Raw genomic sequence first — 23,874 nt, forward strand, 5'->3', positions numbered from 1 at the left:
CCGCCTCCGGCAGCCGATCCGGTCGGGCCACGCGCCCAGATCCACGACCGGGCACATCAGCTCCGATCCTCCTCATGCGGCTCGCCCTTCTCGTACGGATACTCCCCGGCCTCGGGGAGCACCCCCACAAACGGCTCACCCTCCCCCGCGAAGGTGTACGCCCCGCCCTCGATCCGCCGGATCAGGCCCTGCGTCCACTCCGCACCCGAATCCGCCGAGGAGACCCACATGTTCATGATCTCGCCGATGTGCCCGATCGACTCGGGCCCGCCCTCGGGCGTGTAGTAGTCCGTCACCGAGGACCGCCACTCCTGGAGTCCGCGCACCCGCTCCTTGAGCAGCGCCACGGCTTCCTCGCGCCTCAGGTCGACGATGAAGCCGATCCCCGCCGAGAGCACATCCATCTTCTGGTCGTAGGACGTCAGCGACTCGCGCAGCAGCCCGAAGTACTCCTCGGTACCCTTCCCGGTGATCTCGTACTCGGTACGGGGCGGACCGCCGGCCGTGGACGGAGCGATCTCATGAGCGTGCAGGAGTCCTTGTTTCGCCATCTGTTTCAGCGCGTGATAGATCGAGCCGGGCTTGGCGTTGGACCACTCGTGCGCGCCCCAGTACTCCAGGTCGTTGCGGACCTGGTAACCGTGCGCCCGCCCGTGCTGGCGTACGGCCCCGAGGACGAGCAGCCGGATCGCAGACATCCGCATACCTTTCTATTCAACTTTGACTAGAGTAGCTGGCGCGGCCGGGAAGGCGATTCTCACGGACGTGGTGGACGCGCTGTACGAGTCCTTCCTGACCGGCCTGAAGGCAGCGTACGGAAAGATCCCGACGCGCGGTCTGCCGCGGATCGGGACGCTCACCGACACCAGCCACGGGGTTCGCCAGTTCCTGACGACCGACCCCGGCGGCAACCGCATCCGCGTCGGGAAACGGATCGGCGAGGACCAGCACCACCGGCAGCCCCACGACGACGACGCGGCGGCCCGCCTGCGTGCACGGGCCGCCGCGGTGGAGCCGGGAACCCCTAGCCCCAGCTCTGGCCGCTCTCCAGGGCCACCAGCTCGAAGGCGGTCTTGCCGTCCAGCGACTCGCGGACGATGTCCGCGTGGCCCGCGTGCCGGCCGATCTCCTCCACCAGGTGCAGCAGCAGCCAGCGCATCGACACCGCACCGTCCTTGGGGTACCAGGGCTGCGGGGGCAGCGGGAAGGTGTCGTTCAGGCTGGGCACGGACTGGATGAACTCGGCGGTCTCCTTGGCCACTTCGTCCCAGAAGGCCAGCACGCCGGGGATCGTCTCGTCCCCGACGAGACGGAAGCTGTCGGTCCAGGTCTCCTCGGTGCGCTGCTTCTCGTTCGGCTTCTGCTGCGCCAGCCGCAGCCAGCCGAGCTCCGTCTCCGCGACATGCTTGAGCAGTCCGGAGAGGGAGAGCTCGCTGGCGCTGGGGCGGCTCGCGGCCTGTCCTTCGGTCAGTCCGAGTACGGAGCGGCGGAGCGCGCCGCGCTGCGCCTCGACGAAGGAGAGGAGCGCGCCACGCTCGTCGCCCTGGGCCTCCGCGGGAACGTGAGTGACCATGATGTCCGCCCTTCCGGGTGCTTCACGGAGAGGCTGTCCGCCCTCCTTCTGACACCTCTCACGCTACGGACCCTTGCGGTCAGTTTCTGTCCGCAAGGGTCCCGTGGGCGCAGAGTTTCCAGAAGGTCCCGACGGTCGGAACGGGAACCGCGAACGAGGTCAGAACGGGAACCGCGAACGGCCGTGCTGCACCGAGATCCACTTCTGGGTCGTGAAGGCCTCGATCATCGACTCACCGTTCAGGCGCCCGCTGCCGGAGTGCTTCTCGCCGCCGAAGGGGACGATCGGCTCGTCGTGGACCGTGCTGTCATTGATGTGGATCATGCCCGTGTTGATCCGGTGCGCGATCCGTACCCCGCGCTCGATGTCACCGGTGTGCACGGCCCCGCTCAAGCCGTACGGAGTGTCGTTGGCGATCCTGACCGCCTCGTCCTCCCCGTCGAACGGCACGACGAGCGCCACCGGGCCGAAGATCTCCTGCGACAGGATCGGCGAGTCGTCCGCCAGGTCCGTCAGCACCGAAGGACCCACCAGATTGCCCTCGGCGCTCCCGCGCAGCAGCGCGGTCGCGCCGGCCTCCACCGTCTGCTCGACCAGCGATGTCACCGCGTCGGCCTGCGTGGAGTTGATGAGCGGGCCGATATGGGTCTGCGGGTCCGACGGGTCGCCGACCTTCAGGGTCCTGACCTTGGCGACGAACTTCTCGGTGAACTCCTTCTCCACCTTCCGGTCCACCAGGATGCGGTTGGCCGCCATGCAGACCTGGCCCTGGTGCACGAAGCGGCTGAAGACCGCCGCGTCCACCGCGTAGTCGACATCGGCGTCGTCGAGCACGATCAGCGCGCTGTTGCCGCCCAGTTCGAGGATGGCCCGCTTGAAGTTCGCCGCGCAGACAGTGGCGACGTGCTGCCCCACCTTGTCCGAGCCGGTGAAGGAGATCGCCTTCGGCACCGGGTGCGCGATCAGCGCGTCGCCTATCTCCGCTATGTCGGTGATGACGACATTCAGCAGACCGGCCGGCAGACCCGCCTCCTCGAACACCTTGGCCACCAGGGATCCGCCGCAGATCGGAGTGTTCTGGTGCGGCTTGAGCACCACGGCGTTGCCGAGCGCCAGCGCCGGCGCGACCGACTTGATCGACAGCAGGAAGGGGAAGTTGAAGGGGCTGATGACGCCCACGACGCCGACCGGCAGGCGGTAGACGCGGTTCTCCTTGCCGTCGGTCGGCGAAGGAAGGATCCGGCCCTCGGGCCGCAGCGCCAGCTGCATCGCCTCGCGCAGGAACTCCTTGGCGAGGTGCAGCTCGAAGGCCGCCTTCAGATGGGTGCCGCCGAGCTCCGCGATGATCGTCTCGGTGATCTCCTGCTCGCGGTCCTCTATGACCCGCAGAGCACGTTCGAAGACCAGCCGGCGGGTGTACGGATTGGTCGCGGCCCAGCCCTCCTGCGCGCGCTCGGCGGCGCGGTAGGCCTGGTCCACCTCCACAGCGGTGGCGACCGGGATCGAGGCCAGCTTCTCGCCGTCGTACGGGTTGAAATCGATGATGTCCCAGGAGCCGCTTCCCGGCCTCCACTCGCCATCGATGTACTGGTGGGCCAGCTCGGTGAACAAGGACATGTGATCCGATTCCTAACCTCGGAAGGCTGCAGAGGCAGACGCCTGATGTCGCGTCATCGTACTTGCGTTTCAGCTGAGTTGAAGAAGACCGCGGAGAAGATCCCGGCTCTCGGCCGGATCCGGACTGTCCTCCTGGAGCCGCCGCATGACCCGTTCGTACTGAGCGACCTCCTCGCGCTTGTCGAGGTACAGGGCGCTGGTGAGCTGCTCCAGATAGACGAGGTCGGAGAGGTCCGACTCGGGGAAGCGCAGCATGGTGAAGGCGCCGCTCTCGCCCGCGTGCCCGCCGAAGCTGAAGGGCATCACCTGCAGGGTGATGTTCGGCTGCTCGGAGATCTCGATGAGATGCCTCAACTGGCCCTGCATCACGGCACGGTCGCCGTACGGACGGCGCAGCGCGGCCTCGTCGAGCACGGCGTGGAAGCGTGGCGCGCGCTCGGAGACGAGGGCCTTCTGGCGCTCGAGGCGGAGCGCGACCCGGCGGTCGATCTCGGCCCGGGGAGCGTCCGGGATGCCGCGGGTGACCACGGCATGCGCGTACGCCTCGGTCTGCAACAGGCCGTGCACGAACTGCACTTCATAGATGCGGATGAGTGAGGCGGCGCCTTCCAGCCCCACATATGTCTGAAACCAGCCGGGCAGCACATCGCCGTAGCTGTGCCACCACCCGGCGACATTGGCCTCCTTCGCGAGGCCGAGCAGGGATCCGCGTTCCGCTTCGTCGGCGACTCCATAGAGCGTCAGCAGATCCTCGACGTCCCTCGCCTTGAAGCTCACCCGTCCCAACTCCATGCGGCTGATCTTGGATTCGGATGCGCGGATGGAGTACCCGGCCGCCTCACGGGTGATGCCACGCGATTCGCGCAGCCGCCTCAACTGTGAGCCCAACAGGATGCGCCGTACCACGGAACCGCTCGACTCGCCTGCGGTCACGACTCCAACCCTCCCCATCGCCTCATAGGTATGCCTGGCGGAGCACCCCCGAACCCCGAGACCCGGGATTCTGCCACCAAAACGCTTCAGCCCGTACTCATTCGATTACGGAAATGAGAAGGCTTCGGGAAGGGGGCGAAAGAGATTGGCGGAAGAAATGAGCAAGAACCGGCACGGGGTCGGACAGGTCCGGCGCGTGCACGTGCATCTGCCCTTGCATCTGCCGTACGCATTCGGAACCATGGTCCTCGCGCACCTGCGTGCTCGTTCGTGTTATAGCGTCACAGCCGCGATTCCCGGGAGTGCCTCGCATGGGGATGAATGGATCGACCATGCTCGAGCCGTTACGGCAGGGGCTTCCCCCCATCGATCCCGCAGCGGTTTCCAGCTCGGCCTCGTGCGCACTGCCCGCCCGCTATGAAGCGGTGCGCGGAGCGCGGCAGTTCACCAAGGCGACGCTCGGCCAGTGGGATCTGAGCGACAGATTCGACGATGTCGCGCTGGTCGTCTCCGAACTCGTCACCAACGCCCTGCGGCACGCGCTGCCCAAGGACCCGCCGCGGGAGGTTCAGGAACCGCCCGTACGGCTCCACTTGATGCGCTGGACGAGCCGTCTGGTGTGCGCGGTGCGCGACCCCAGCCAGGTCAGTCCCGGGGCCGGCGAGAGCGGCGACATCCCTTTTCCCGACCCCAGTGGTGCGGCCGAGTCGGGCCGCGGTCTGTTCCTGGTGGACTCCTTCAGCGACAGCTGGGGCTGGCACCCGCTCGCCGGGTCGCTGCACGGAAAGGTCGTCTGGGCGCTGTTCCTGCTGGGCTAGCCGTACCGCTAGGGGCCTGGCCGGGCCCCTGGGCCGGGCAGGCCAGGCCTGCTGAGCCGGGCGGTGCCTCGGGGTTGAGCGGGACCTCGGGGTTGAGCGGGACCTCGGGGTTGAGCAGCGCCTCGGGGCTGAGCAGGGCCCGCCTCCGTGCGGGCTACCTCCCCACGATCAGGTGATCGAATTCCCCGTCCTTGACGCCCAGAAGCAACGCTTCGATCTCCGCAGGCGTATATACGAGTGCGGGGCCGTCGGGGTGCCGTGAGTTGCGCATCGCCACGTCCCCGCCCGGCAGCTTGGCGAACTCCACGCACGAGCCCTGGGAGTTGCTGTGTCTGCTCTTCTGCCAGACGACCCCGTGGAGCTCCGTGGCCGCGATGCCGTTGTACGCGTGGTGCACGAGTCGCTCCCGGGGGACAAGGTGCATTAGGTCAACTGTCCCGGATCATAGCTCTGTTCATATGCCAATGCATGAGCAGATGCACGTGCACGCGGGGTGGTCCCTCGGTTACAGCTTCTCCGGCGTCTCCCCCACAAGGAAGCGCCTCCCACACAAGGAAGAGACGCGCGCCGCGCCCTTCCGGATCCCATGTCCGGGCGACTGTCCGGTCGGCGGCGGTCCCGGCCCGAGACACCGGCCCGGCGGACCCGGAAGTGCGGGCCCGCCTGCCGGCGCGTCAGCGGGCGGAGGCGTACGGCAGCAGCGCCATCTCCCGGGCGTTCTTGATCGCCGACGCCAGCTGCCGCTGCTGCTGGGCGCTCACCCGCGTCACCCGGCGGCCGCGGATCTTGCCGCGGTCCGAGATGAACCTCCTGAGCAGATCGGTGTCCTTGTAGTCGATGCAGGTGATCCCCGCCCGGTCCAGCGGATTGGGGCGGGACTTGACGGGCTTGCGCGGGTCGGTGCGGCGCGGGGACATCAGGCCTCCAGGAGGGAGTCGAAGGCGGGCGGCAGCCGCTTCCAGGCCTCGCGGCCCGCGGCGTACTCGGCATCGGTCAACAGACAGGATTCGAGGAGTTGTTCCAGGCCGTCGCGGTCCAGGCCCGGCGAGGTGAAGACCAGGTGCTGGCAGCAGTCGCCGTGCTCGGGGTGCCAGTCCAGCGCGGCCGCTGCCCGGCGGACCGGCGGCACCAGCTCCCAGGCGGCATCCGGCAACGAGGCGAGCCAGGGGCCCGCGCTCTCCACGCAGAGCGCGCCGCCCGCGGCATCCCATGCCAGCAGGGTGTCCGGGCGGTCGGCCAGCCAGAACCGGCCGCGACTGCGGGCCGCCGCGCAGGTCAGGTCCTCCAGCGCCCGGTAGAGCCGCTCCGGGTGGAAGGGACGGCTGCGGTGCCAGACGTACGTACCGACCCCGCAGTCGTCCGCGTCGTGCGGCAGCAGCGCACAGGCCGGATGCTGCGCGGCCGCGGCGGACTCGACGTCGAAGCCGGCCAGCGCGGCGACGGCCAGTCCTGGTCCCTCGACGGCCACTTGGCGGGCGGTCGGATGCAGCTGCGCCAGGAGCGCGCGATCCTCGTCGGAAGCACCCTGAGGTCCTTCGCCGTCGACGACGGCGAGCACCGGCGCGTACTCGAGCTGGCGCGCCCAGGTGTCGGCGACGGTGCGCTGATCAGTGGTGGCGGCCGCGAGTCCGGCGTCCATCAGGTCGTCGCCGTTGCCCAGGTAGGGCAGCAGCAGCGCCGGGTCGACGGCCGTCATCACCGCGGTGATGACGAGGCGTTCGCCGCCGTGCGCCGCGACGACCTCTGCCATCGCCTTGGGCTCGACCGAGTCCCAGAGCTCGACGACCGCGAGCCGGGTCGTGCCGTCGTCCGCGAGCCGCTCCAGCTCGGGCACCAGGTCCTCGCGCAGTGCACAGCAGGCACAGTCGTTGACCAGCGGCGCCTCGCCGGTGTCACGGACGCCGCGCGCGTCGCGGACGGTCCGGACGACCGTGCCCTGTACCGCGGTCGAGAGGTCGTGGTGGAGCGCGACGCTGCCGGGAACGGTGGCCAGCAGCCGCTCCACGGCGGCCTTGCGGGCGTCGGAGTGCAGCCCGCCGACGAGCGTGACGGCCAACTGCGTCATCCCCGGCCTCCGTAACGGCGCTCGAAGCGCTCCACGCGGCCGGCCGTGTCGAGCACACGCGCGGTCCCCGTATAGAAGGGGTGGCTCGCGGAGGAGACCTCGACATCGATCACGGGGTAGGTGTTGCCGTCCTCCCACTCGACCGTCTTCTCGCTGGTGGCGGTGGACCGGGTGAGGAAGGCGAAGCCGGCCGCCCGGTCGCGGAAGACGGCTGGGCCGTACGGGGGGTGGATTCCGGGCTTCATGCGGCTCAGCGCTCCTCTCGGAAGTCGACGTGGCGGCGGGCGAGCGGGTCGTACTTGCGCAGGGTCATGCGGTCGGGGTCGTTACGGCGGTTCTTGCGGGTCACATACGTGTAGCCGCTGCCTGCCGTGGAGCGGAGCTTGATGATCGGGCGGATTTCATTGCGGGCCATGGGGTTAGGATAGATGAAAATGGTTTCCATTACCAAATGGAGCCCCGCCCCAACGAGAGGTGGAACACCTGTGTCCGCGCACTGCCGGCTGACCGGCGCCCAGCCGGGTTTCGGCAACAACATCTCCCACTCGCACCGGCGCACACCCCGTCGCTTCGACCCCAACATCCAGCGCAGGCGCTACTGGCTGCCGAGCGAGGGCCGCCACGTCCGGCTGACGCTGAGCGCCCGCGCGATCAAGACCGTCGACACCATCGGCATCGAAGCGGCCGTGGCCCGGATCCGTGCCCGCGGGGTGAAGGTCTGATGGCGAAGAAGAGCAAGATCGTCCGCAATGAGCGGCGCAAGGTGATCGTGGAGCGATATGCCGCTCGGCGGGCGGAGTTGAAGGAGATCATCCGCCGCCCGGGCACGAGCAGGACCGAAAGGATCGCCGCGCAGGCGGAGTTGCGACGCCAGCCGCGCGACGCGAGCGCCACGCGGGTACGGAACCGGGACAGCGTGGACGGCCGGCCCCGCGGGCATCTGCGGAAGTTCGGGCTTTCCCGGGTGCGGCTTCGTGAACAGGCGCACGCCGGGTTCCTGCCGGGGGTGCGGAAGTCCTCCTGGTAGCTTGGCGCGGTCTTGGAACCGACAAGGGGGACAGAGAAGTGCACAAGCGTGTACGTAGGTCAGTCGCCGCGGCGGGTCTTGTCGCGGCCGCAGCTCTCGTGCTGTCCGGCTGCGGCAGCGACGGCGGTGACGACGCGGGCAAGGAGAAGGCGTCCACGGCACCGACGGAAGCGGGCGGCGACGCCGGCGCGGGCAGCGGGAACATCGAGGGCGCCTGGGCAGGCGTGACCGAGGGCAAGGCCGTGTCCCTGGCCGTCACCGGCACCAAGGCGGTACTGCTGGCCGACGGGCACGCGTGCACCGGCGAGGTGTCCGACATGGGCAAGCAGATGCTGTCGCTGAAGTGCGCGGACGGGAACACCGACCGCACGATGGGTTCGATCGAGTCCAACGACGGCAAGACGCTGGTCATCTCGTGGGACGCCGGCGCGAAGGACATGCTCATCAAGTCGGCGGCGGGCAAGCTGCCGACGGGGCTGCCGACCGGCATTCCGACTCCCTGACGTACGGGGCCGGTTACGGGCCGCGGACCCTCCCCGGGTTCGTGGCCCGTTGTCATTCGTGGCCCGTCGTGGTTGGTGGCCCGTCGTCGTTGCGCCGCCCTGGCGTGTCGGGCTCGTTGTCAGGACAATCGCAGACGCACCAGGCGGTGATCGCCGACGGGCATGGGGTGCATCAACTCCCCGCAACCCGCAGTCGGATTCACCGACCCCCCAGCACATGCGAAAGGCATCAGGATGACGAACAACCGCGCCATGCGGTACGGCAGCCGTTTACTGGTCACGACCGTGGCCGCGTGCGGGATAGCGGCGGCGGCCGCCCCGAACGCGGTCGCCGATGAGCAGCCGACACTGCCGCAGCTCACGGCGGACTGCGCCTCCGGCGAGGGCAAGTGCACCTTCAACTCCCCCCAGCTGGGCGAGGCGTACCTGGGTGAGTTCCGCCAGGTCTCCGACTCGCTCTTCAACTGCAGTACGTCGGACGCCACTCAGTCCATGACCTGGAACGACACCGTGGGCTCGACCGACTCGGCCGGCGTCTCGGTGACCGCGGGCGGCAAGATCGCGGGCATCATCGACCTGAGTGTGACGGCGACGTACAGCCACACCTGGTCGAGCACGCACTCGGAGAGCAGTTCCCTCGGCATGACGGTCAAGCCCGGTGAAGTGGGCTGGATCTCCCGCGCCCAGGTGATGCAGAAGGTCTCCGGCACCTGGCAGACCCACTACGACAGCCCCAAGTGGGGTCACTACTACTGGTTCTGGCAGGACACCATCACCGGTCCCGCCCCGAACGGCACGGACGGCACGAGCAACGCGGTGGTCGTCAAGAGCCGCAAGATGACCGCTGCGGAGAAGAAGTCCTGCTCCGCCGACGCCCGTGCGGGCAGGGCGCTCATCCAGCAGCGATGACCCCACGGACCCCTGCCCCGCCTCAGGGCGGGGCAGGGGGATCCGCCGTCGACGTACGCGTCGCTCGACCCCGCCCGCATCCGGGCGGTCCGCATCGCGGTCCTCAGGGGAGCGGGGTCCTCAGGGGAGCGGAGGGTGCGCCTTCGGCATACGCGCGCCGTCCGCCGCGGTCGTGCCGTGCTCCCAGCCCGCCAGGTCCGTCACCCCACGCACCCGGGTGCTCGTCGTCCGCGGGAACATCCGGTCCGCGTGATCCGTGACCGCCACGTCCCGGGACGCCAGCACCGGCAGCAGGCCCTCGTCGGCGGTCACGCTCTCGGTCGCCGCCGCCAGCCGCTCCCCCAGCCTGCTCGCGTACGCCATCAGGAAGGACTGCCGGAAAGTCTTCGTCCGCTTGCGGCCACCGGCGCGCTGGCCCGCCTCGGCGCGTGTCATCGCCGAGGTCCCCTGCACCAGCAGCGAGGTGTACAGCAGCTCGACCCCCTCCAGATCTGCCTCGAAGCCGACGACCGTCGAGAAGCCGAATCCGCTGTTCCACACCGCGCGGCAGCGGTTCGCGGAGGCGACCGCGTCGAGCAGGATCGCCTTGGCCGTCTCGTAAGGCGCGTCCACACCGATCCGGCAGGCCCCGGGCACATCGGGCCGATGGGTCTGCGCCGCGAGCACCGCCTCGTCGATGCTGTGCCGCGCCATCAGCTCCTGCGCCTTGGCGGTGAGCGCCTCCGCCTCCTGCGGAAAGCCGGTCGCCTCCGCCTTGGCCAGCAACGCGCGGACCCGAGTGAGCATCCGCGGCTCCCCGGCCGACGGAGCCATGTGCAGGGCGGAAGCGCCCGGCACCGGGCCGACCGGCTCGATCGACGGGAGGCGGACCAGCAGCCGGTACAGCTCGAGCACCGCCGTCGCGTACGAGAAGCGGTCGGCGCGCCACTCCCCTGCCTCGAGATCGGCGAGCTGCCCGGACCAGCGGGGAGGCAGCCGCTCCCCGTAGCGCTTCGTCTCCGCGGCGATCAGGCCGCAGACGAGCCGCACATGGTGTTCGTCCAGGTCGCGCCGGACGATCCGTACGACATCGGCCGGCTGCCAGCCCCGCTCCCACGCCCGGCGCACGAACTCCTCGCCGCGCGTCCGCAGTTCCGCGTCGGCGGCCCGGTCCGCCGCGAGCCTCGAGGCCGCGGTGTCCAGCGCCGAGTCGTCCTCCACGTACAGCGCACCTGCCAGCGCCTTCTCGACCGTACTCACGTATCGATGATCCCAGGCGGTACGGCCGGCCCTGCCCCGAGGCCCGAGTCAGCCGGCCCCGGCCCCCCGGCAGTCGTCCGGTCGTGGTGACCAGCGGCACGGCGTGGGCCCGCGAGCACCGCCCGGCACGGCACATTCGGCAGAGCGCTCACCTCCGGCATGCGTTCATGCTGTGGCCGGGGACGCATCGCACATCCGCGTACGGGAGCGTCCCGCTCCGCCGTGCGGCGGGGCGGGACGCAGCCCTAGCTGTCCCCGCCCTCGTCGATCAGCCGCCGGACCTCCCGGTCGATCAGCCCGAGGCGCGCCTCCGCCACCAGCGGCACGGCCCGCCGCTGGCGGCGCGCCTCGTGGACGTCGATGTCGACGGTGACCAGGCCGGGCTCCCACTTGGGGGCCTGGGCCACCACGGCTCCGCGCGGGTCCACGACACGGGACCCGCCCCAGAACGAGGCGCCGTTCTCGCTCCCCACCCGGTTCACGAAGACGACCCAGCACTGCAGCATCCGTGCCGTGTAGGACAGCAGGCTGTCCCAGTACAGGCCGGTGTCCATCGCCTCGGGGTCCAGGCTGGCGGCGCTGTTCGCCGGTACGATCACGACCTCCGCACCGTCCTGCACGGCGAGCCAGGGCAGCACAGGCTGCCAGGCGTCGTTGCAGACGAGGGTCGCGCCCCGGCCCTGATTCCGCGGCAGGTCGTACGCGCGCACCGACTGGCCGGGGCTGACGTGCTTGCGCTCCTCCCACGCCAGATAGTTGGGGAGGTACAACTTCCGGTGCGCGTGCAGCAGTTCACCGTCGCTGTAGTAGGCGCTGGTGTTGTGCGCCCGCAACCGGGTGTGCTCGTGGAACCCGACCAGCACATCCGTTCCGAGCGTCCCCAGCTCCAGCAGCCGCGGGTCGCGCGCCTCCACCGAGGTGTCCCGCTTCAGCGCGCCCAGGTGGTAGCCGTGCAGGCTCAGCTCGGGGAAGACGACGAGGTCCGCACCCTGGGCCACGGCCTGCTCGATCTGCTCGCGGGCCGTCCGGAGATTCTGGTCCACCTCGCCCAGCGCGCAGTCGGTCTGTGCCAGCGCCACTCGCATGGACCAAGCCTCGCAGCGCCGCGACGATCGGGCACCTCGGGCGGGCCCGTACGGATGCGGGGCCCGTCAGGCGCCGCGCACGCTCCTCTTCGCCAGCTCGTACGCCGGGAGCATCTCCTCGTGCTCCTGCGAGTCGAATCCGCCGAGGTGCAGGACAACCACACCGCGCGGGGTCGTGAAGGCGAGCGCCCGCTCCTTCTTGGGCGCGTCCAGGAACTCGCCGGTGTTGAGGTAGGTCACCTCGGCGGCGGCGTACTCGCCCGCCTTCGTCGCGCTGTACGCGACCTTGTCGCGGCTCTTCGCCTCCGCCGCGACAAACGCTTCGAGCGCCTTTCGCGCGTCGTCGCCGCTGCCGCCGCCGGTCCAGACGCGGAGAAAGCCGATGTTCCCGGCCGGCTTGGCGTCGATCTCGCAGACGAGAGTGACGAGGCCCTGCTTCGGCAGCCCGAACGCCGGGTCGTTCTTGACGGCCTCCGGCTTCCAGTTTGCCGCGAGGTCGAACGAGACGGGCAGTGCGCATGCCGAACCCGCGGCTCCGACCGTGCCGCCCTTCGTGACACTCTCCGCTGCACCCTTCGCGGCCTTCGCCCCGCCCGCCGGCCTGTCCGGCTCCGGCACCGGCTCGGCCGAACAGCCGGTCAGCACCGCCATCGCCAGCACCGCCGGGACCAGTCCCGCACCTGCGCCGCGCAGCAGACCTCGTACCACGATTCCCCCACCCCTGGGTCAGTTCGAACACACTTGATCGATCCCGTGGTCGATCCTAGAGACGTCGAACGCCGTGGAGGGACGTGGGATGGGCGAGAACAAGGACAGCATGCTGGCAGGCGAGTGGTACCTCCCGGACGATCCCGAGCTGGACGCGGACACCGAACGGCGCTCCGCCCTCTGCGCCGCCTACAACGCGAACGGCGGCGCGGCCCCCGCCCGGCGCGCCGAGATCCTCGCCGGACTGCTCGGCTCGGTGGGCGAGGACGTACGTATCCGGCCGCCGTTCCAGTGCGACTACGGCCGCTACATCTCCATCGGCGACCGTACGTTCATCAACTTCAACGCGGTCTTTCTGGATGCCGCTCCGATCACGGTCGGCGCGGACGTACAGATCGGCCCGAACGTCCAACTCCTCACTCCTGCCCACGAGCTGGACACCGAACGCCGCCGGGCAGGCTGGGAGAGGGCCTCCCCGATCATCATCGGGGAGAACGTCTGGCTGGGCGGAGGGGTGATCGTCTGCCCCGGCGTGACCATCGGCGAGAACACCGTGGTCGGCGCCGGCTCCGTGGTCACCAAGGACCTGCCGGCCGGGGTGCTCGCGGTGGGCAACCCGGCCCGCGTCGTCCGCGCGCTCACCACCACGCTCATCCCTGGAACGGAGTGATGACCAGCTTTCCGCGCACATGGCCCGTCTCGCTCAGCGCGTGCGCCCTGGCCGCGTCCGCCAACGGGAAGACCTCCACCACCGGAATCCGGATCCTGCCGTCGGCCGCCAGCCGGACGTGCTCCGCCAGGCCGATCTCCGGCCTCTCGGTGCCGCCCGCCGAGAAGCGGACCCCGTGCGCGGCCGCGGCCGGGTCCGCGATGGTGATGATCCGGTCCGTGGTGCCGCCGCGCAGTTCGACCGAGGCCGGCAGCGCGTCCTTGCCCGCCGCGTCGAAGACGGCGTCCACACCCCGGGGAGCGGCCGCGCGGACGCGCCCGACCAAGCCGTCGCCGTACGCGACCGGAGTCGCGCCCAGCTCCCGCAGATAGTCGTGGTTGGCCGTGGAGGCCGTGCCGATGACCGTGACCCCTGCCGCCACGGCGAGCTGGACGGCCACAGCGCCGACCACTCCGGCGGCCCCGTGCAGCAGCAGCGTCTCGCCGCTGCGCACGCCGAGCAGATCGAGCACCCGCCGGGCGGTCTCGGTCGCGACCGGCAGGGCCGCCGCCTCGGCCCAGTCCAGTCCGGCCGGCTTGAGCACAAAGGACTCGGCCAGGGCGTACTGCGCGTACGCACCGGTAGTGGTCCAGCCCAGCACCTCGTCGCCGACCGATGCGGTAGTCACACCTTCGCCGACCTCGTCGACGATCCCGGCGAACTCCAGGCCCGGGACCGAGGGAAGCGTCGTCGGGGACGCCTGCTCCATCCAGCCGTAACGGATCTTGTAGTCGAGCGGGTTGACCCCCGCCGCCATGACCTTCACCCGCACCTGGCCGGGACCGGCGTGCGGCTCCTCTGCCTGCGCCAGCCCCAGTACCCCGGGTCCGCCGAACTCTTCGAAGACGATCGCTTCCATGTCTGGCTCCTTCCGCCAGGAACCACCTTCGGCCGACGACCGGCCAGGACCGGCCAGTCTTTCGGACAGTTCGACCTGTCCGAAGGGACAGCCGCCCGCGCCGCCCGCGGCCGTACGCTGGCCGCCATGGAACTCACCGGATCCGTGCCCGCCGCGCCCGCCCTGGCCGCCGCCTACGAGGTGATCCGGCAGCCGCTGGGCGAGATCCTCCCGCGACTGTCCGCGACCCTGGGCCCGCTCGTCCCCCATCTGGCCGCCGCCGAGCTGTCGACGAACTGCGCGCACTCGCCGTTCAAGACGTACGGCGACAGCGGTTCGCCGGCCGGACGGATCACCGCCGCCGAACTGCACCCGCTGGTCGCCTCGGTGTCCGCCGGGCAGCCCTGGCAGGGCACGGCCCGCGTCGCCGGGGCCGAGCACCCGGTGCTCGCGGTGGTCAGTGACGCGACGCCGCGAGGGGCGCTGCTGGTACTCGTACGGAGCGCGGGCAGCGTCATCGCCGCGCCCGACACCGCCGTCGTACAGGCCCTGTGGGACCTGGTGACCAGCCACCGCGACCGGCTCGCCACCGAGGCCGCACCGGGCACACTCGCCCAGTCGCGGGCCGCCGCCGGGGAGCGGGCCAGGGTGATCGCCGAGCTGACCGAGACACATGCGACGGCGTTGTCCGGGCTGCTCGGGGTGTTGCGCAGCCGGAGTCTGGACGACGCGGCCGCCCGCACCACGGCCGTCGAGCTGGCCGTCACCGCGCTGGTCGAACTGCGCGCCGAGACAGAACGGGATCGCGCGGTCGCCGAGGAACCCGCGGGTCAGGCCTTCGCCCGGCTCGCGGATTCACTGCGGCCGATGCTGCGCTACTGCCCGGTGCGGCTGGAACTGGGCCCGCCCGACTCAGGCCGGCCGCTGGCCGCCGATGTGGCGCACGCGGCGCGCGCGGTCGTACGGGCAGTGCTGCTGACCGTCCTCGAGCAGGACGACGTGAGCCGGATCCATGTCGGTTGGCATCTCGCCGGGAACGAGCTGCGCGCGACGGTACGGGACGACGGCCCCGGCGAGCTCTCCGTCTGCGCGCTCGGCCCGCACCGGGTCGGCGAGCGGCTCGAGGTGCTGGGCGGGCGGCTGGACGTGGACGCGGTGCCGGGCTGGGGCACCACGGTCACGGCGACGATCCCGCTCGGAGCGCCGGAGACGGCCCGCGTCGAACCGCTCGGCTCGCTGGGGGCCCGGGAGCTGGAGGTGCTGACACATCTGGCCCGCGGGCACCGCAATCGCCTGATCGCGCAGGAGCTGCACATCAGCGAGTCGACGGTGAAGTTCCACGTCGCGAACATCCTGACCAAGCTGGGGGTGGCGTCGCGCGGCGAGGCGTCGGCGCTCTTCCACGCGGTGGCCTGACACTCCTCGCTCCGAATCTCCGGCGGCTGCGTCAGCTCCGGCGGCTGCGTTGTCAGACCCGGCTGCCACACTCGCGTCCATGAGCGAACGATGGGCTCTGGCGGCGGCGGAGGGCAGCGGGGCGCGGCTCGTCCCCCTCGGCCCCGGCGGCCTGCCCACCGGGCCCGTCCAGGAGGAGCCCGACCTGGCCGAGGCGGTCCGCTCCCGGCCGGAGGTCGGCAGGTGGGTCTGGCGCTCCACCGCCGAGATCTATCCGCGGCTGCTGGCGGCCGGGGTCCGCGTCGAGCGGTGTTACGACATCGAGGACGCGGAGCTGCTGCTGCTCGGCCACGAAGGCCGGCTCGGGGAGCCCCGCTCAGCGGCGGCGGCCTGGGCGCGGCTGCGCAATGCCCCCGTACCCCCCGATCCGCCGCAGCGCGCGGCCGAACCGGGCTCGCAGTCCTCGCTCTTCGAGCCGCTGCCCGTCTCCGTACCGCTGGAAGCTCTCCTCGAGGTCTACGCCGATCAGCAGCGAAGACACGACACGGCCGAGCATCCGGGGCGGATGCGGCTGCTGACCGCGGCCGAGTCGGCCGGGATGCTGGTGGCCGTGGAGATGAACCGCTCGGGCCTGCCGTGGCGGGCGGACGTGCACCGGGCGCTGCTGCACGAGCTGCTGGGCGAGCGGTACGCGGGCGGCGGCGAGCCGCGCCGGCTGGCGGAGCTCGCCGACGAAGTGTCGGCCGCGTTCGGCCGCAGGGTGCGGCCCGATCTGCCGGCGGATGTGGTGAAGGCGTTCGCCGGGGCCGGGATCAGGCTGAAGTCCACCCGGCGCTGGGAGCTGGAGGAGCTCGACCATCCCGCCGTGAAGCCGCTGATCGAGTACAAGAAGCTGTACCGGATCTGGACGGCGCACGGCTGGGGCTGGCTCCAGGACTGGGTCCGCGACGGACGCTTCCGGCCCGAGTATCTGCCCGGTGGCACGGTCTCGGGCCGCTGGACGACCAATGGCGGCGGGGCACTTCAGATCCCGAAGGTCATCCGGCGGGCGGTGGTCGCCGACGAGGGCTGGCGGCTGGTGGTCGCGGACGCCGACCAGATGGAGCCGCGCGTGCTGGCCGCGATCTCCCGCGACCCGGGCCTGATGGATGTGGCGGGACACGAGGGCGATCTGTACTCGGCCCTGTCCGACCGGGCGTTCTCCGGCGACCGCGACCACGCCAAGGTCGCGCTGCTGGGCGCGATCTACGGCCAGACATCGGGCGACGGCCTGAAGAACCTGGCCATGCTGCGGCGCAGATTCCCCAAGGCCGTCGCATACGTCGACGAGGCGGCGCGGGCCGGCGAGGAGGGCCGGCTCGTACGGACCTGGCTGGGCCGGACCAGCCCGCGGGCGGCGGGCTCGGGGGACGACGACGAGGCGGGGATCCCGCAGGCGAGCGAGGAACTCCCCTCCACTGAGAGTGAGTTCACCCCCGGGTACGCCTCTTCGAACGCGCGGGCGCGGGGCCGCTTCACCCGGAACTTCGTGGTGCAGGGCAGCGCGGCGGACTGGGCGCTGCTGATGCTGGCGGCGCTGCGGCAGGCGACCGCGGGTATGCGGGCCGAGCTGGTGTTCTTCCAGCACGACGAGGTGATCGTGCACTGCCCGGCACAGGAGGCGGAGGAGGTGGCGAAGGCGATCCGGGCGGCCGGTGAGCTGGCCGGGCGGATCACCTTCGGGGAGACGCCGGTGCGGTTTCCGTTCACGACGGCGGTGGTGGAGTGTTACGCCGAAGCGAAGTGACGGCACTCCGCGGCTACTCGAAGTTGTGCCACTTGCCGCTGGTCGCCATGGCGGACAGCTGCGCGAGGGTATGCGGATGCTCGGGGCGGACGGCCGCCTGGTTCGGATACTGCGAGTTGAGGGCAGTCACGGTGACGAGGCTGCCGCCGAGCTGTGCTCGCAGCCGCGCCGGCGCACGCGACGATCGCGTTCGTACGGCGGCGGAGCTGACGTTCATCGCCTCCGCGGTCTCCTCGACGCTGCGGTCCTCCCAGTAGCGGAGCACCACCACCGATCGGTCCTTCGACGGCAGTTGCCCCAGCGCCTGGAGCAGCGCGAGCCGGAGCAGTGGGTCGTTGCCCGTGATGACCGGGATATCGGGCAGCTCGCCACCGGCCGTTCGGCCGCGGACCGCCGTCGCTTGTAGGTGAGAAAGGTGCGTACGAGGACGGTCTGTGCGTACCCGGCGGGGTTGTCCACTCCGGAGATCCGGCCCCACGTCGCGTACATCCGGCCCAGCGTCTCCTGCACCAGATCTTCGGCAAGGTAGGTGTCACCGCTGGTCAGCAGACAGGCGGAGCGAAAGGGATGACCTGTGCGGCCGGCTGCGAATTCCATGAACCCGCGCGCGGGACTGTCTCATGCCCTCCCCGTTCATCCCCGTTGTCCAGCGGCGGGACTTCACGCCCCTTCACCTCATTGACGCGATGGCAAGGGGAGAGTGTTTCATCCGCTCACAGATCCGCCCAGCAGCGCTCGCAGCTCCTCCAGGAGCTGCGCATGCTCCCCGTCCAGCGCCTGAAGCGCGCTGAAGGCCCGGCGCCACCGCTCCTGTGCCTCGCTCTCGCGGCCCTCCGCGCGCAGCAGCAGTCCACGCTGATGGTGGACGAGCGCCTGCATATGCGTGTCCGCCCGCGACTCGGCCCGCTCCAGCAGCAGCCCGCACTCCCGGTGGGCGTCCTCGGCGCGGCCCAGTTCGCGCAGGGCACGGACCCGGCCGATGCGGGACTGGGACTGGGCGTGCCAGTCGCCGTCGTCGCCGAGGATGGCCAGCGACTCATCGAAGTGCCGTGCGGCTTCGGCCGGTTCGCCGAGGGTGAGATGGGCGAAGCCGATATTGCAGTGGGCGGTCTGCCGGAGGATCTCGCTGTCCAGCCGCACGCCGGCGGCGAGGCTCCGCTCGTGGTAGCCGATCGCCGCGCGGGCGTCGGTGTGCTCGTGCAGATTGCCCAGATGGCTGAGGACGACCGCCTCACCGTGCGCGTCGCCGAGTCTGCGGGCGTACTCGATGGCGGACTCCAGCGCACCGGCCGCCTCCTCGTACCTGCCGAGGCCCTCCAGCAGCATGCCGCGGTTGCCGAGGCCGCGCTGGATGCGGCGGTCGTCGCCGAGGGTGCGCCAGATCGTGACGGCCTGCTCGTTCAGGGAGAGGGCGCGCTCGGGCCTGCCGCTGAGGAAGTTCCGGCCGGCGAGGTCGGTGAGGGCGTGCGCCTCGGCCTCGTCGTCGCCTGCCGCGCGGGCGGCGGTCAGGGCCAGTTCGCCGAGTACGCCCAGTTCCTGGAGCCTGCCGCGGCGCTGGAGATAGGTGAAGCAGGCCCGTACGAGCAGCAGCGCTGTCGGGGACACGGCCGCGTACCGCTCGGTCAGCGCCACCAGATTGGCCAGTTCGAGGTCGCCCCAGGCCAGGGCCTGTTCGGCGGTGCCGAACGGCGCGGCGTCGCCGATCGGCGGCGGCAGCCGGAGCTCGGCCTCCTGGCCGGACGGGAGCAGTGCGACGCCGGTCTGACGGGCGGACTCCGCATACCAGCGCAGCACGCGCTCGGCGGCCTGCGGCCGGCCGCAGTCCCGCTCGGCGAGTTCGCGGGCGAAGTCCCGTACCAGATCGTGCGGGACGAACCTGCCGTACGAGACCTCCTCGAGGAACGCCACATCGACGAGCCTTTCGAGGGCGGCAGCCGCGCGCCGTTCATCGGTGTCCATCAGCCGGGCGACGGCGGGCGCGCCGTACTCCGGCAGGTCCACCGCGCCGAGGCGGCGCAGCGCGAGCGCCGCGTCCGGGTCGAGGCCGTCGTGCGCGACGGCGAGCGAGCCGCGCACGCTCAGGTCGTCGTACTCGAGATGGTCGAGCCGGCCGGCCTCGGCGTCCAGCAGCCCGGCGAGTACGTCGGCGCTGAGCGCGCGGCGGGCGGCGAGGCGGGCGGCGACGACGCGCAGTGCGAGCGGCAGCCGGCCGCACCGTTCGACGAGCCGCTCCAGTCCCTCGTCGAGGCCACGTCCCGAGACGGATCGCAGCAGCGTCCCGCTGTCCTCGGCCGACAGCGGCGCGAGCGGGAAGCGGGCAGCACCGTCGAGCGCGGTCAGCGGGGAACGGCTGGTGACGACGACCGCGCAGCCCGGCCCCGCGGGCAGCAGCGGCCGCACCTGCGCTGCGGACGCCGCGTCGTCGAGCACGAGCAGGGTCCGGGTCGGCGCGAGGGAGGAGCGCAGCAGGGCCGACGCCGCGTCCATGTCGTCGGGAATCTGCCGCGGGTCGACGCCGAGATCGCGCAGCAGCGCGGCCAGGGCGTGACCGGGGTCGAGCGGGGTCATGCCCGGGGTGGCGCCGTGCAGATTGAGGTACAGCTGCCCGTCGGGGAATTCGTCGCGCAGCACGTGGGCGACATGCACGGCGAGGGCGGACTTGCCGACTCCGGCCATCCCGGAGACGACGACGGGGCTGCCGGCGCGCTGCGCGAGGACGGCGCACAGCTCATCGACGAGCGCGTCGCGACCGGTGAAGTGGCCTGGCGTGGGCGGCAGTTGAGCGGGCCTCGGCGGCCGTGGCCCGGGCGCGGCCACTGGTGTGCGCAGCACCTCCTGGTGGGCCTCCTGCACAGTCGGCCCCGGTTCGACGCCCAGCTCCTCCACAAGCGTGCTGCGCAGCGAGCGGTACGCGGCCAGCGCCTCCGCCTGGCGTCCCGTACGGTGCAGGACCAGCATCAGCAGCCGGTGGAAGGCCTCCCGCAACGGGAACTCCGCCACCAGTGCGGCCAGTTCGGGCACGAGCCCGTCGTAGCGGCGCAGCTCCAGCTCCGCGTCGTACCGCCACTCCAGCATCAGCAGCCGGGACTCCCGCAGCCGCTGGACGAGCGCCGGGGTGCCCTCATCCGGATCGTAGAGACCGGCCAGCGGGCTCCCGCGCCACAGCGCGAGCCCCGCGCGGGCGGCCTCGGTCACTGCGGTCCAGTCGCCCTCGGTGTACGCGGCGCGGGCGGTGCGCATCCACATCGCGAACACATCGGTGTCGAGCTCGCCCGGCTCGACCCGCAGCAGATAGCCGGGCGGTACGGCCCGCAGCCGGTCCGCCTCGGCGAGCAGCCGGCGCAGCCTCGTCACATGGTTGTGCAGGGAGGCATGGGCGGAGGCGGGCGGCTCGTCGGCCCACAGGGCCGCCTTCAACTCGTCCACCGGGACTACCCGGTTGGGCCGCAGCAGGAGTGCGGCGAGCAGGGCGCGGATCTTGGTGCTGCCGAGGGGGTGCGGCTCACCCGCGGCATCGTGCACTGCCGGCGGACCGAGCAGGCCGAACCGCATCAGCGTCCTCCACTTTCAGCCACCGGTATGAGTGTTGGCCATATGTTAGCGATCTGTTGGAGACGACTGTTTGGATCGGTGTATCGGATCCGGCCCGCCGGCGCTCGGCGTGGACAGCCACACTCGGGGGAGTGTCGCCGCCGTGGCCGGATCCGCTGATCCCCCGGTACTCCACGGACCTGGTACCACCTGGGACTCCTGCGGACGTACCGGTGGTTTCTCCGCCCGGACGACGCGGTCGCACCCCGTCCGGGCGGATGCTTCCCTCATGACCGCCGCGGACCTCAGACACCGGTTCCGGGATCAGCTCCGGCCCGAGCAGCGCCGCGCGCGGCCCCATCTCGGTCCCGGCTGCACGACCACCATGAACGCCCGCCGGGCCATCTTCGAGGCGCTGACCGGGATCGCCATGCGTCGCAAGGGCCTGCCCGGCCCTGCCTACCTTCGACCCGGCGGTCGCCGGCCCGCCGCCCGGGCAGCGGACATAGCCCCAGGCCTCCCGGACAACGCGAACGAGCCTGCTGCACACCCGTGTTCATGCGCCCCGACACCCGGCGAGCCACCGACGGTCGAAACGGAGCCCGGAAGGCGGCGCTCCCGAGGTTCGATCACGATCCACAGCGCTTCGACGGCGGGCCCTCGGACGGAGCGGCACCCGGATCACGCGCGGCAGCAGCCAGAGCGCCGAGGCCTTCGGGTAATTGCTCTGCTCGTTCTCGGTTGGACCTGACGCTAGCCGGTTCCGAGGGCGTCGCGCAGGAGAGAGACGGCCTGGTCGACGGCTGCTCGCGTGGCTTTGGACTGGCTGAGCGAGTTGATCATCATGAAGTCGTGCACCGTGCCGTCGTAGCGCACCGTGGTGACCGGGACACCGGCGGCGCGCAGCTTGGCGGCGTACGCCTCGCCCTCGTCGCGCAGCACGTCGGCCTCGTCGACGATCAGCAGGGCGGGCGGCAGGTCGGTGAGCTGCTCGGTGATGGCGTGATTGGGAGAGGCGGTGATCTCCGCGCGCTGCTTCGGATCGATGATGTAGGCGTCCCAGAACCACTCCATCGCCTTGCGGCTGAGGTAGTAGCCGGTGTCGAACTGGTCGTAGGACTTGGTGTCCATGGCCGCGTCCGTGACCGGGTAATACATCGACTGCTGCACGAACGTGACGTCACCACGTTCCTTGGCCAACAGGGCGAGCGCGGCGGTCATGTTCCCGCCGACCGAGTCGCCGGCCACCGCCATGCGCCGGGCGTCCAGGCTCTTGGACGCTCCCTCGCGCGTGATCCACTGTGCGGTGGCGTAGCCCTGCTCGATGGCCACGGGGTAGTGGGCCTCCGGTGAGCGGATGTACTCCACGAAGGCCACCGCCGCGCGGGCACCGACCGCCAACTCCCGCACCAGGCGATCATGGGTGGCGGCGTTGCCCAGCACCCAGCCGCCGCCGTGCATGTACAGCACGACGGGCAGCGTTCCGGTGGCGCCCTTCGGTTTGACGATGCGCACCTGCACGTCGCCCACGGAGGCCGGCACGGTGATCCACTCCTCGTCGACCGGCAGCTTGTCGATCGGCGCGACTTGCAGGTCGTCGAGGACCTTGCGCGCTTCGGTCGGCTTCAGCTCGTACAGGAACGGATGGTTCGAGGTCGCGTCGGCCAACTCCTGCGCCGGGCGCTCCAGGATGATCGAGGCAGATTGAGCAGCCATGACAATGCTCCCTGGCAGTGCTGAGATGCATGGTGAAGGGAGGTGGGCGCGTGATGTCCGCCCTGGGGCGTCGGCGCCACCGCAAAACCCGGGCTCTGGGCCGAGCCCCTGGTCAAGCCCTCGATGGGGCAATACGCCCATCCTAGTCGCGCGCCTTGCGCCCCTCGACTGGGGACGCCGGCCGGCAAGGTTCGGAATACCGGCCGGCGACGCCGCCGTGGTGTCGGTCTGCTCCATCCCGAATCCCTCGTCGGACGACGCAAGACCAGCCCCGACCCGATCCCGGAGGACATCAAAGCCAGCTACCGGCGCAACGTCATCGACCTGACGATGGGCCTCGCGGACTGGACCGACCCCGCAGTCATTGAGCTCAGCCCGGAAAGCGTCAGCCGTCGCCTAAGCCCTGACGGGCAACTCGTGCCCGCTGGCGGACTCCCTTCCCGCACCCTATGGCGCAGCGTGATCGATCTTGGACGGAACGTCGCGATATGGTCGGCCGGTGCGCGGAACACAACGGACTTGGCGGTGGATTCTGCTGGGGGCCGCCGGGACGATCGGACTGCTTGCCTTGCTTACGTTCTCCACAGCGGACGGCCCCGGCGCCGTCTACACCGGCTCCCGCGATCGCTCCGACCAGATCTTGTTCGAGGAGGGAGTGGAAGAGGATCGCAGGTCGCTCTTCAACGGGGTCCTTTCCTACCAGCCTCCGAAGACGGTGGACGTGGGCGACACCCTGGAGTTCACGGCGTGGCTCATGGCGATCCGCGGCGAGACCCCGCCCGAGTGGCCGCCCGGCAGAGTGGTTGCCAAACGGACCTTGCGCGTGGGCGGGGTACAGAAGGCGTACCTCTCCGAGGCCGGGAGGAACGTGGACATCGAGGTACTCGGCTCTCCGAGCGGCACGATCGCCACGCCCGGCGACGAGGTTGAGTGGCGGTGGTACGTCACCCCGCACAAGCCCGGCACGTACACCCTCAAGCTGATGATCGAGACCTACAGGGGCGACTCGGACGTCCTCCTGGCCCGCACCTCCCCACCCATCGACATCGTCCTCACCACCCGAGCCACCTGGACATACCGCATTACGTCGGCCAAGAATTGGCTCATCGGCCTGGCAGCCTTCCTCACCGCGCTGACAATCCTGGGGACGGCCTTCCGAAAGCCCCTGGCCGCGATCTTCTCCCGCATCTTCGGCCACCGGCGAAGAAGCGACCGGCAACCCTAAGGCCGGCCTGTCAGGCCCCAGGCCTCCAGCGCCGTGACGGGCTCGCCCAGGATGCGGGCTTCACCGGCCTGTTCGAACGCTGCGGGACAGCACCGCACGGACCACCGTTCCAACTCTGGTGGTCCCCGTTCCTGGTAGTTCAGACCGGTTCAGATCCTGCGTGTCGCCGTCCGTCGGCATGGCCGCGAACGAGCGCG

Annotated in this window: 24 protein-coding genes and 1 pseudogene; 9 read left to right on the forward strand and 16 right to left on the reverse strand. The window is 70.7% G+C overall.

Annotated features, from left to right (window positions below):
• Positions 1–56 precede the first annotated feature (56 nt).
• The 4 genes from ACWDZ6_RS23325 to ACWDZ6_RS23340 all read right to left on the reverse strand — a co-directional run bounded on the left by ACWDZ6_RS23325 (position 57) and on the right by ACWDZ6_RS23340 (position 4,123).
• The gene (locus ACWDZ6_RS23325) at positions 57–698 is read right to left on the reverse strand and encodes a PadR family transcriptional regulator (protein ID WP_451504364.1); all 642 of its coding nucleotides are present in this window, start codon (positions 696–698) and stop codon (positions 57–59) included.
• Positions 699–1,024: 326 nt separating this feature from the next.
• Positions 1,025–1,573 carry a DinB family protein gene (locus tag ACWDZ6_RS23330; RefSeq protein WP_451504365.1) on the reverse strand — a complete coding sequence of 183 codons (549 nt, stop codon included), beginning with the start codon at positions 1,571–1,573 and terminating at the stop codon, positions 1,025–1,027.
• A gap of 159 nt (positions 1,574–1,732) precedes the next feature.
• The gene (locus tag ACWDZ6_RS23335; protein WP_366731306.1) at positions 1,733–3,190 is read right to left on the reverse strand and encodes an aldehyde dehydrogenase family protein; all 1,458 of its coding nucleotides are present in this window, start codon (positions 3,188–3,190) and stop codon (positions 1,733–1,735) included.
• A gap of 69 nt (positions 3,191–3,259) precedes the next feature.
• On the reverse strand, positions 3,260–4,123 hold the full coding sequence (locus ACWDZ6_RS23340; RefSeq protein WP_451504366.1) for a helix-turn-helix domain-containing protein: 864 nt from the start codon (positions 4,121–4,123) through the stop codon (positions 3,260–3,262).
• A gap of 311 nt (positions 4,124–4,434) precedes the next feature.
• On the opposite strand from ACWDZ6_RS23340, the gene ACWDZ6_RS23345 reads away from it, so the two are divergent.
• The gene (locus ACWDZ6_RS23345) at positions 4,435–4,941 is read left to right on the forward strand and encodes an ATP-binding protein (protein WP_326651647.1); all 507 of its coding nucleotides are present in this window, start codon (positions 4,435–4,437) and stop codon (positions 4,939–4,941) included.
• Between the two features lie 154 nt (positions 4,942–5,095).
• On the opposite strand, the gene ACWDZ6_RS23350 is transcribed toward ACWDZ6_RS23345, so the two are convergent.
• The 5 genes from ACWDZ6_RS23350 to rpmG all read right to left on the reverse strand — a co-directional run bounded on the left by ACWDZ6_RS23350 (position 5,096) and on the right by rpmG (position 7,421).
• Entirely contained in the window at positions 5,096–5,338 is a 243-nt protein-coding gene (locus tag ACWDZ6_RS23350; protein WP_326655329.1) for a DUF397 domain-containing protein, read from the reverse strand.
• A gap of 277 nt (positions 5,339–5,615) precedes the next feature.
• Positions 5,616–5,858: a 30S ribosomal protein S18 gene (gene rpsR / locus ACWDZ6_RS23355; RefSeq protein ID WP_451504367.1), complete on the reverse strand. Its 243-nt coding sequence runs from the start codon at positions 5,856–5,858 to the stop codon at positions 5,616–5,618.
• Positions 5,858–7,006 carry a CobW family GTP-binding protein gene (locus ACWDZ6_RS23360; RefSeq protein WP_451504368.1) on the reverse strand — a complete coding sequence of 383 codons (1,149 nt, stop codon included), beginning with the start codon at positions 7,004–7,006 and terminating at the stop codon, positions 5,858–5,860. Before ACWDZ6_RS23360 ends, rpsR begins: the two co-directional genes overlap by 1 nt.
• Positions 7,003–7,251: a type B 50S ribosomal protein L31 gene (locus ACWDZ6_RS23365; RefSeq protein WP_451504369.1), complete on the reverse strand. Its 249-nt coding sequence runs from the start codon at positions 7,249–7,251 to the stop codon at positions 7,003–7,005. The genes ACWDZ6_RS23360 and ACWDZ6_RS23365 overlap by 4 nt, the downstream gene beginning before the upstream one ends.
• Positions 7,252–7,256: 5 nt before the next feature.
• Positions 7,257–7,421: a 50S ribosomal protein L33 gene (rpmG, locus tag ACWDZ6_RS23370; RefSeq protein WP_389179442.1), complete on the reverse strand. Its 165-nt coding sequence runs from the start codon at positions 7,419–7,421 to the stop codon at positions 7,257–7,259.
• A gap of 70 nt (positions 7,422–7,491) precedes the next feature.
• On the opposite strand from rpmG, the gene rpmB reads away from it, so the two are divergent.
• The 4 genes from rpmB (at position 7,492) to ACWDZ6_RS23390 (ending at position 9,445) form a co-directional block, all read left to right on the forward strand.
• Positions 7,492–7,728, forward strand: a complete 237-nt coding sequence (rpmB, locus tag ACWDZ6_RS23375) for a 50S ribosomal protein L28 (RefSeq protein WP_451504370.1) — start codon at positions 7,492–7,494, stop codon at positions 7,726–7,728.
• Entirely contained in the window at positions 7,728–8,033 is a 306-nt protein-coding gene (gene rpsN / locus ACWDZ6_RS23380; protein WP_451504371.1) for a 30S ribosomal protein S14, read from the forward strand. The genes rpmB and rpsN overlap by 1 nt, the downstream gene beginning before the upstream one ends.
• 38 nt (positions 8,034–8,071) lie before the next feature.
• Positions 8,072–8,536 (forward strand): hypothetical protein, encoded by a 465-nt coding sequence (locus ACWDZ6_RS23385; RefSeq protein ID WP_451504372.1) that lies wholly within the window; start codon positions 8,072–8,074, stop codon positions 8,534–8,536.
• 234 nt (positions 8,537–8,770) lie between these two features.
• Positions 8,771–9,445 (forward strand): hypothetical protein, encoded by a 675-nt coding sequence (locus ACWDZ6_RS23390; RefSeq protein ID WP_451504373.1) that lies wholly within the window; start codon positions 8,771–8,773, stop codon positions 9,443–9,445.
• A gap of 120 nt (positions 9,446–9,565) precedes the next feature.
• On the opposite strand, the gene ACWDZ6_RS23395 is transcribed toward ACWDZ6_RS23390, so the two are convergent.
• The 3 genes from ACWDZ6_RS23395 to ACWDZ6_RS23405 form a co-directional block, all read right to left on the reverse strand.
• Positions 9,566–10,684 carry a DUF2786 domain-containing protein gene (locus ACWDZ6_RS23395; RefSeq protein WP_451504374.1) on the reverse strand — a complete coding sequence of 373 codons (1,119 nt, stop codon included), beginning with the start codon at positions 10,682–10,684 and terminating at the stop codon, positions 9,566–9,568.
• 245 nt (positions 10,685–10,929) lie between these two features.
• Positions 10,930–11,769, reverse strand: coding sequence for a nitrilase-related carbon-nitrogen hydrolase (locus ACWDZ6_RS23400; protein ID WP_351461248.1), 840 nt, complete (start codon positions 11,767–11,769; stop codon positions 10,930–10,932).
• Positions 11,770–11,835: 66 nt separating this feature from the next.
• The gene (locus ACWDZ6_RS23405) at positions 11,836–12,477 is read right to left on the reverse strand and encodes a lipoprotein (protein WP_451504375.1); all 642 of its coding nucleotides are present in this window, start codon (positions 12,475–12,477) and stop codon (positions 11,836–11,838) included.
• Between the two features lie 88 nt (positions 12,478–12,565).
• Here ACWDZ6_RS23405 and ACWDZ6_RS23410 point away from each other — a divergent pair, with 88 nt between their 5' ends.
• Positions 12,566–13,147 carry a sugar O-acetyltransferase gene (locus ACWDZ6_RS23410; protein ID WP_451504376.1) on the forward strand — a complete coding sequence of 194 codons (582 nt, stop codon included), beginning with the start codon at positions 12,566–12,568 and terminating at the stop codon, positions 13,145–13,147.
• Here the strand turns inward: ACWDZ6_RS23410 and ACWDZ6_RS23415 are convergent.
• Positions 13,128–14,045 carry an NADP-dependent oxidoreductase gene (locus tag ACWDZ6_RS23415; protein WP_451504377.1) on the reverse strand — a complete coding sequence of 306 codons (918 nt, stop codon included), beginning with the start codon at positions 14,043–14,045 and terminating at the stop codon, positions 13,128–13,130. The genes ACWDZ6_RS23410 and ACWDZ6_RS23415 overlap by 20 nt on opposite strands.
• Positions 14,046–14,171: 126 nt before the next feature.
• On the opposite strand from ACWDZ6_RS23415, the gene ACWDZ6_RS23420 reads away from it, so the two are divergent.
• Positions 14,172–15,440, forward strand: a complete 1,269-nt coding sequence (locus ACWDZ6_RS23420) for a LuxR C-terminal-related transcriptional regulator (protein ID WP_451504378.1) — start codon at positions 14,172–14,174, stop codon at positions 15,438–15,440.
• A 79-nt stretch (positions 15,441–15,519) separates the two neighbouring features.
• Positions 15,520–17,205, forward strand: a complete 1,686-nt coding sequence (locus ACWDZ6_RS23425) for a bifunctional 3'-5' exonuclease/DNA polymerase (RefSeq protein ID WP_451504379.1) — start codon at positions 15,520–15,522, stop codon at positions 17,203–17,205.
• A 118-nt stretch (positions 17,206–17,323) separates the two neighbouring features.
• On the opposite strand, the pseudogene ACWDZ6_RS23430 reads toward ACWDZ6_RS23425, so the two are convergent.
• The 3 genes and pseudogenes from ACWDZ6_RS23430 to ACWDZ6_RS23440 form a co-directional block, all read right to left on the reverse strand.
• Positions 17,324–17,827: pseudogene (locus tag ACWDZ6_RS23430) on the reverse strand (SigE family RNA polymerase sigma factor); the annotation flags it as partial.
• 83 nt (positions 17,828–17,910) lie between these two features.
• Entirely contained in the window at positions 17,911–20,757 is a 2,847-nt protein-coding gene (locus tag ACWDZ6_RS23435) for a BTAD domain-containing putative transcriptional regulator (RefSeq protein WP_451504380.1), read from the reverse strand.
• 732 nt (positions 20,758–21,489) lie between these two features.
• Complete coding sequence (locus tag ACWDZ6_RS23440; RefSeq protein WP_451504381.1) at positions 21,490–22,452, reverse strand: alpha/beta hydrolase; 963 nt, start codon at positions 22,450–22,452, stop codon at positions 21,490–21,492.
• 499 nt (positions 22,453–22,951) lie between these two features.
• Between ACWDZ6_RS23440 and ACWDZ6_RS23445 the strand changes: the two genes are divergently transcribed.
• Positions 22,952–23,677: a hypothetical protein gene (locus tag ACWDZ6_RS23445; RefSeq protein ID WP_451504382.1), complete on the forward strand. Its 726-nt coding sequence runs from the start codon at positions 22,952–22,954 to the stop codon at positions 23,675–23,677.
• The last annotated feature ends 197 nt before the right edge of the window (positions 23,678–23,874 follow it).

It is taken from the genome of Streptomyces sp. NPDC002926 (assembly GCF_053591755.1).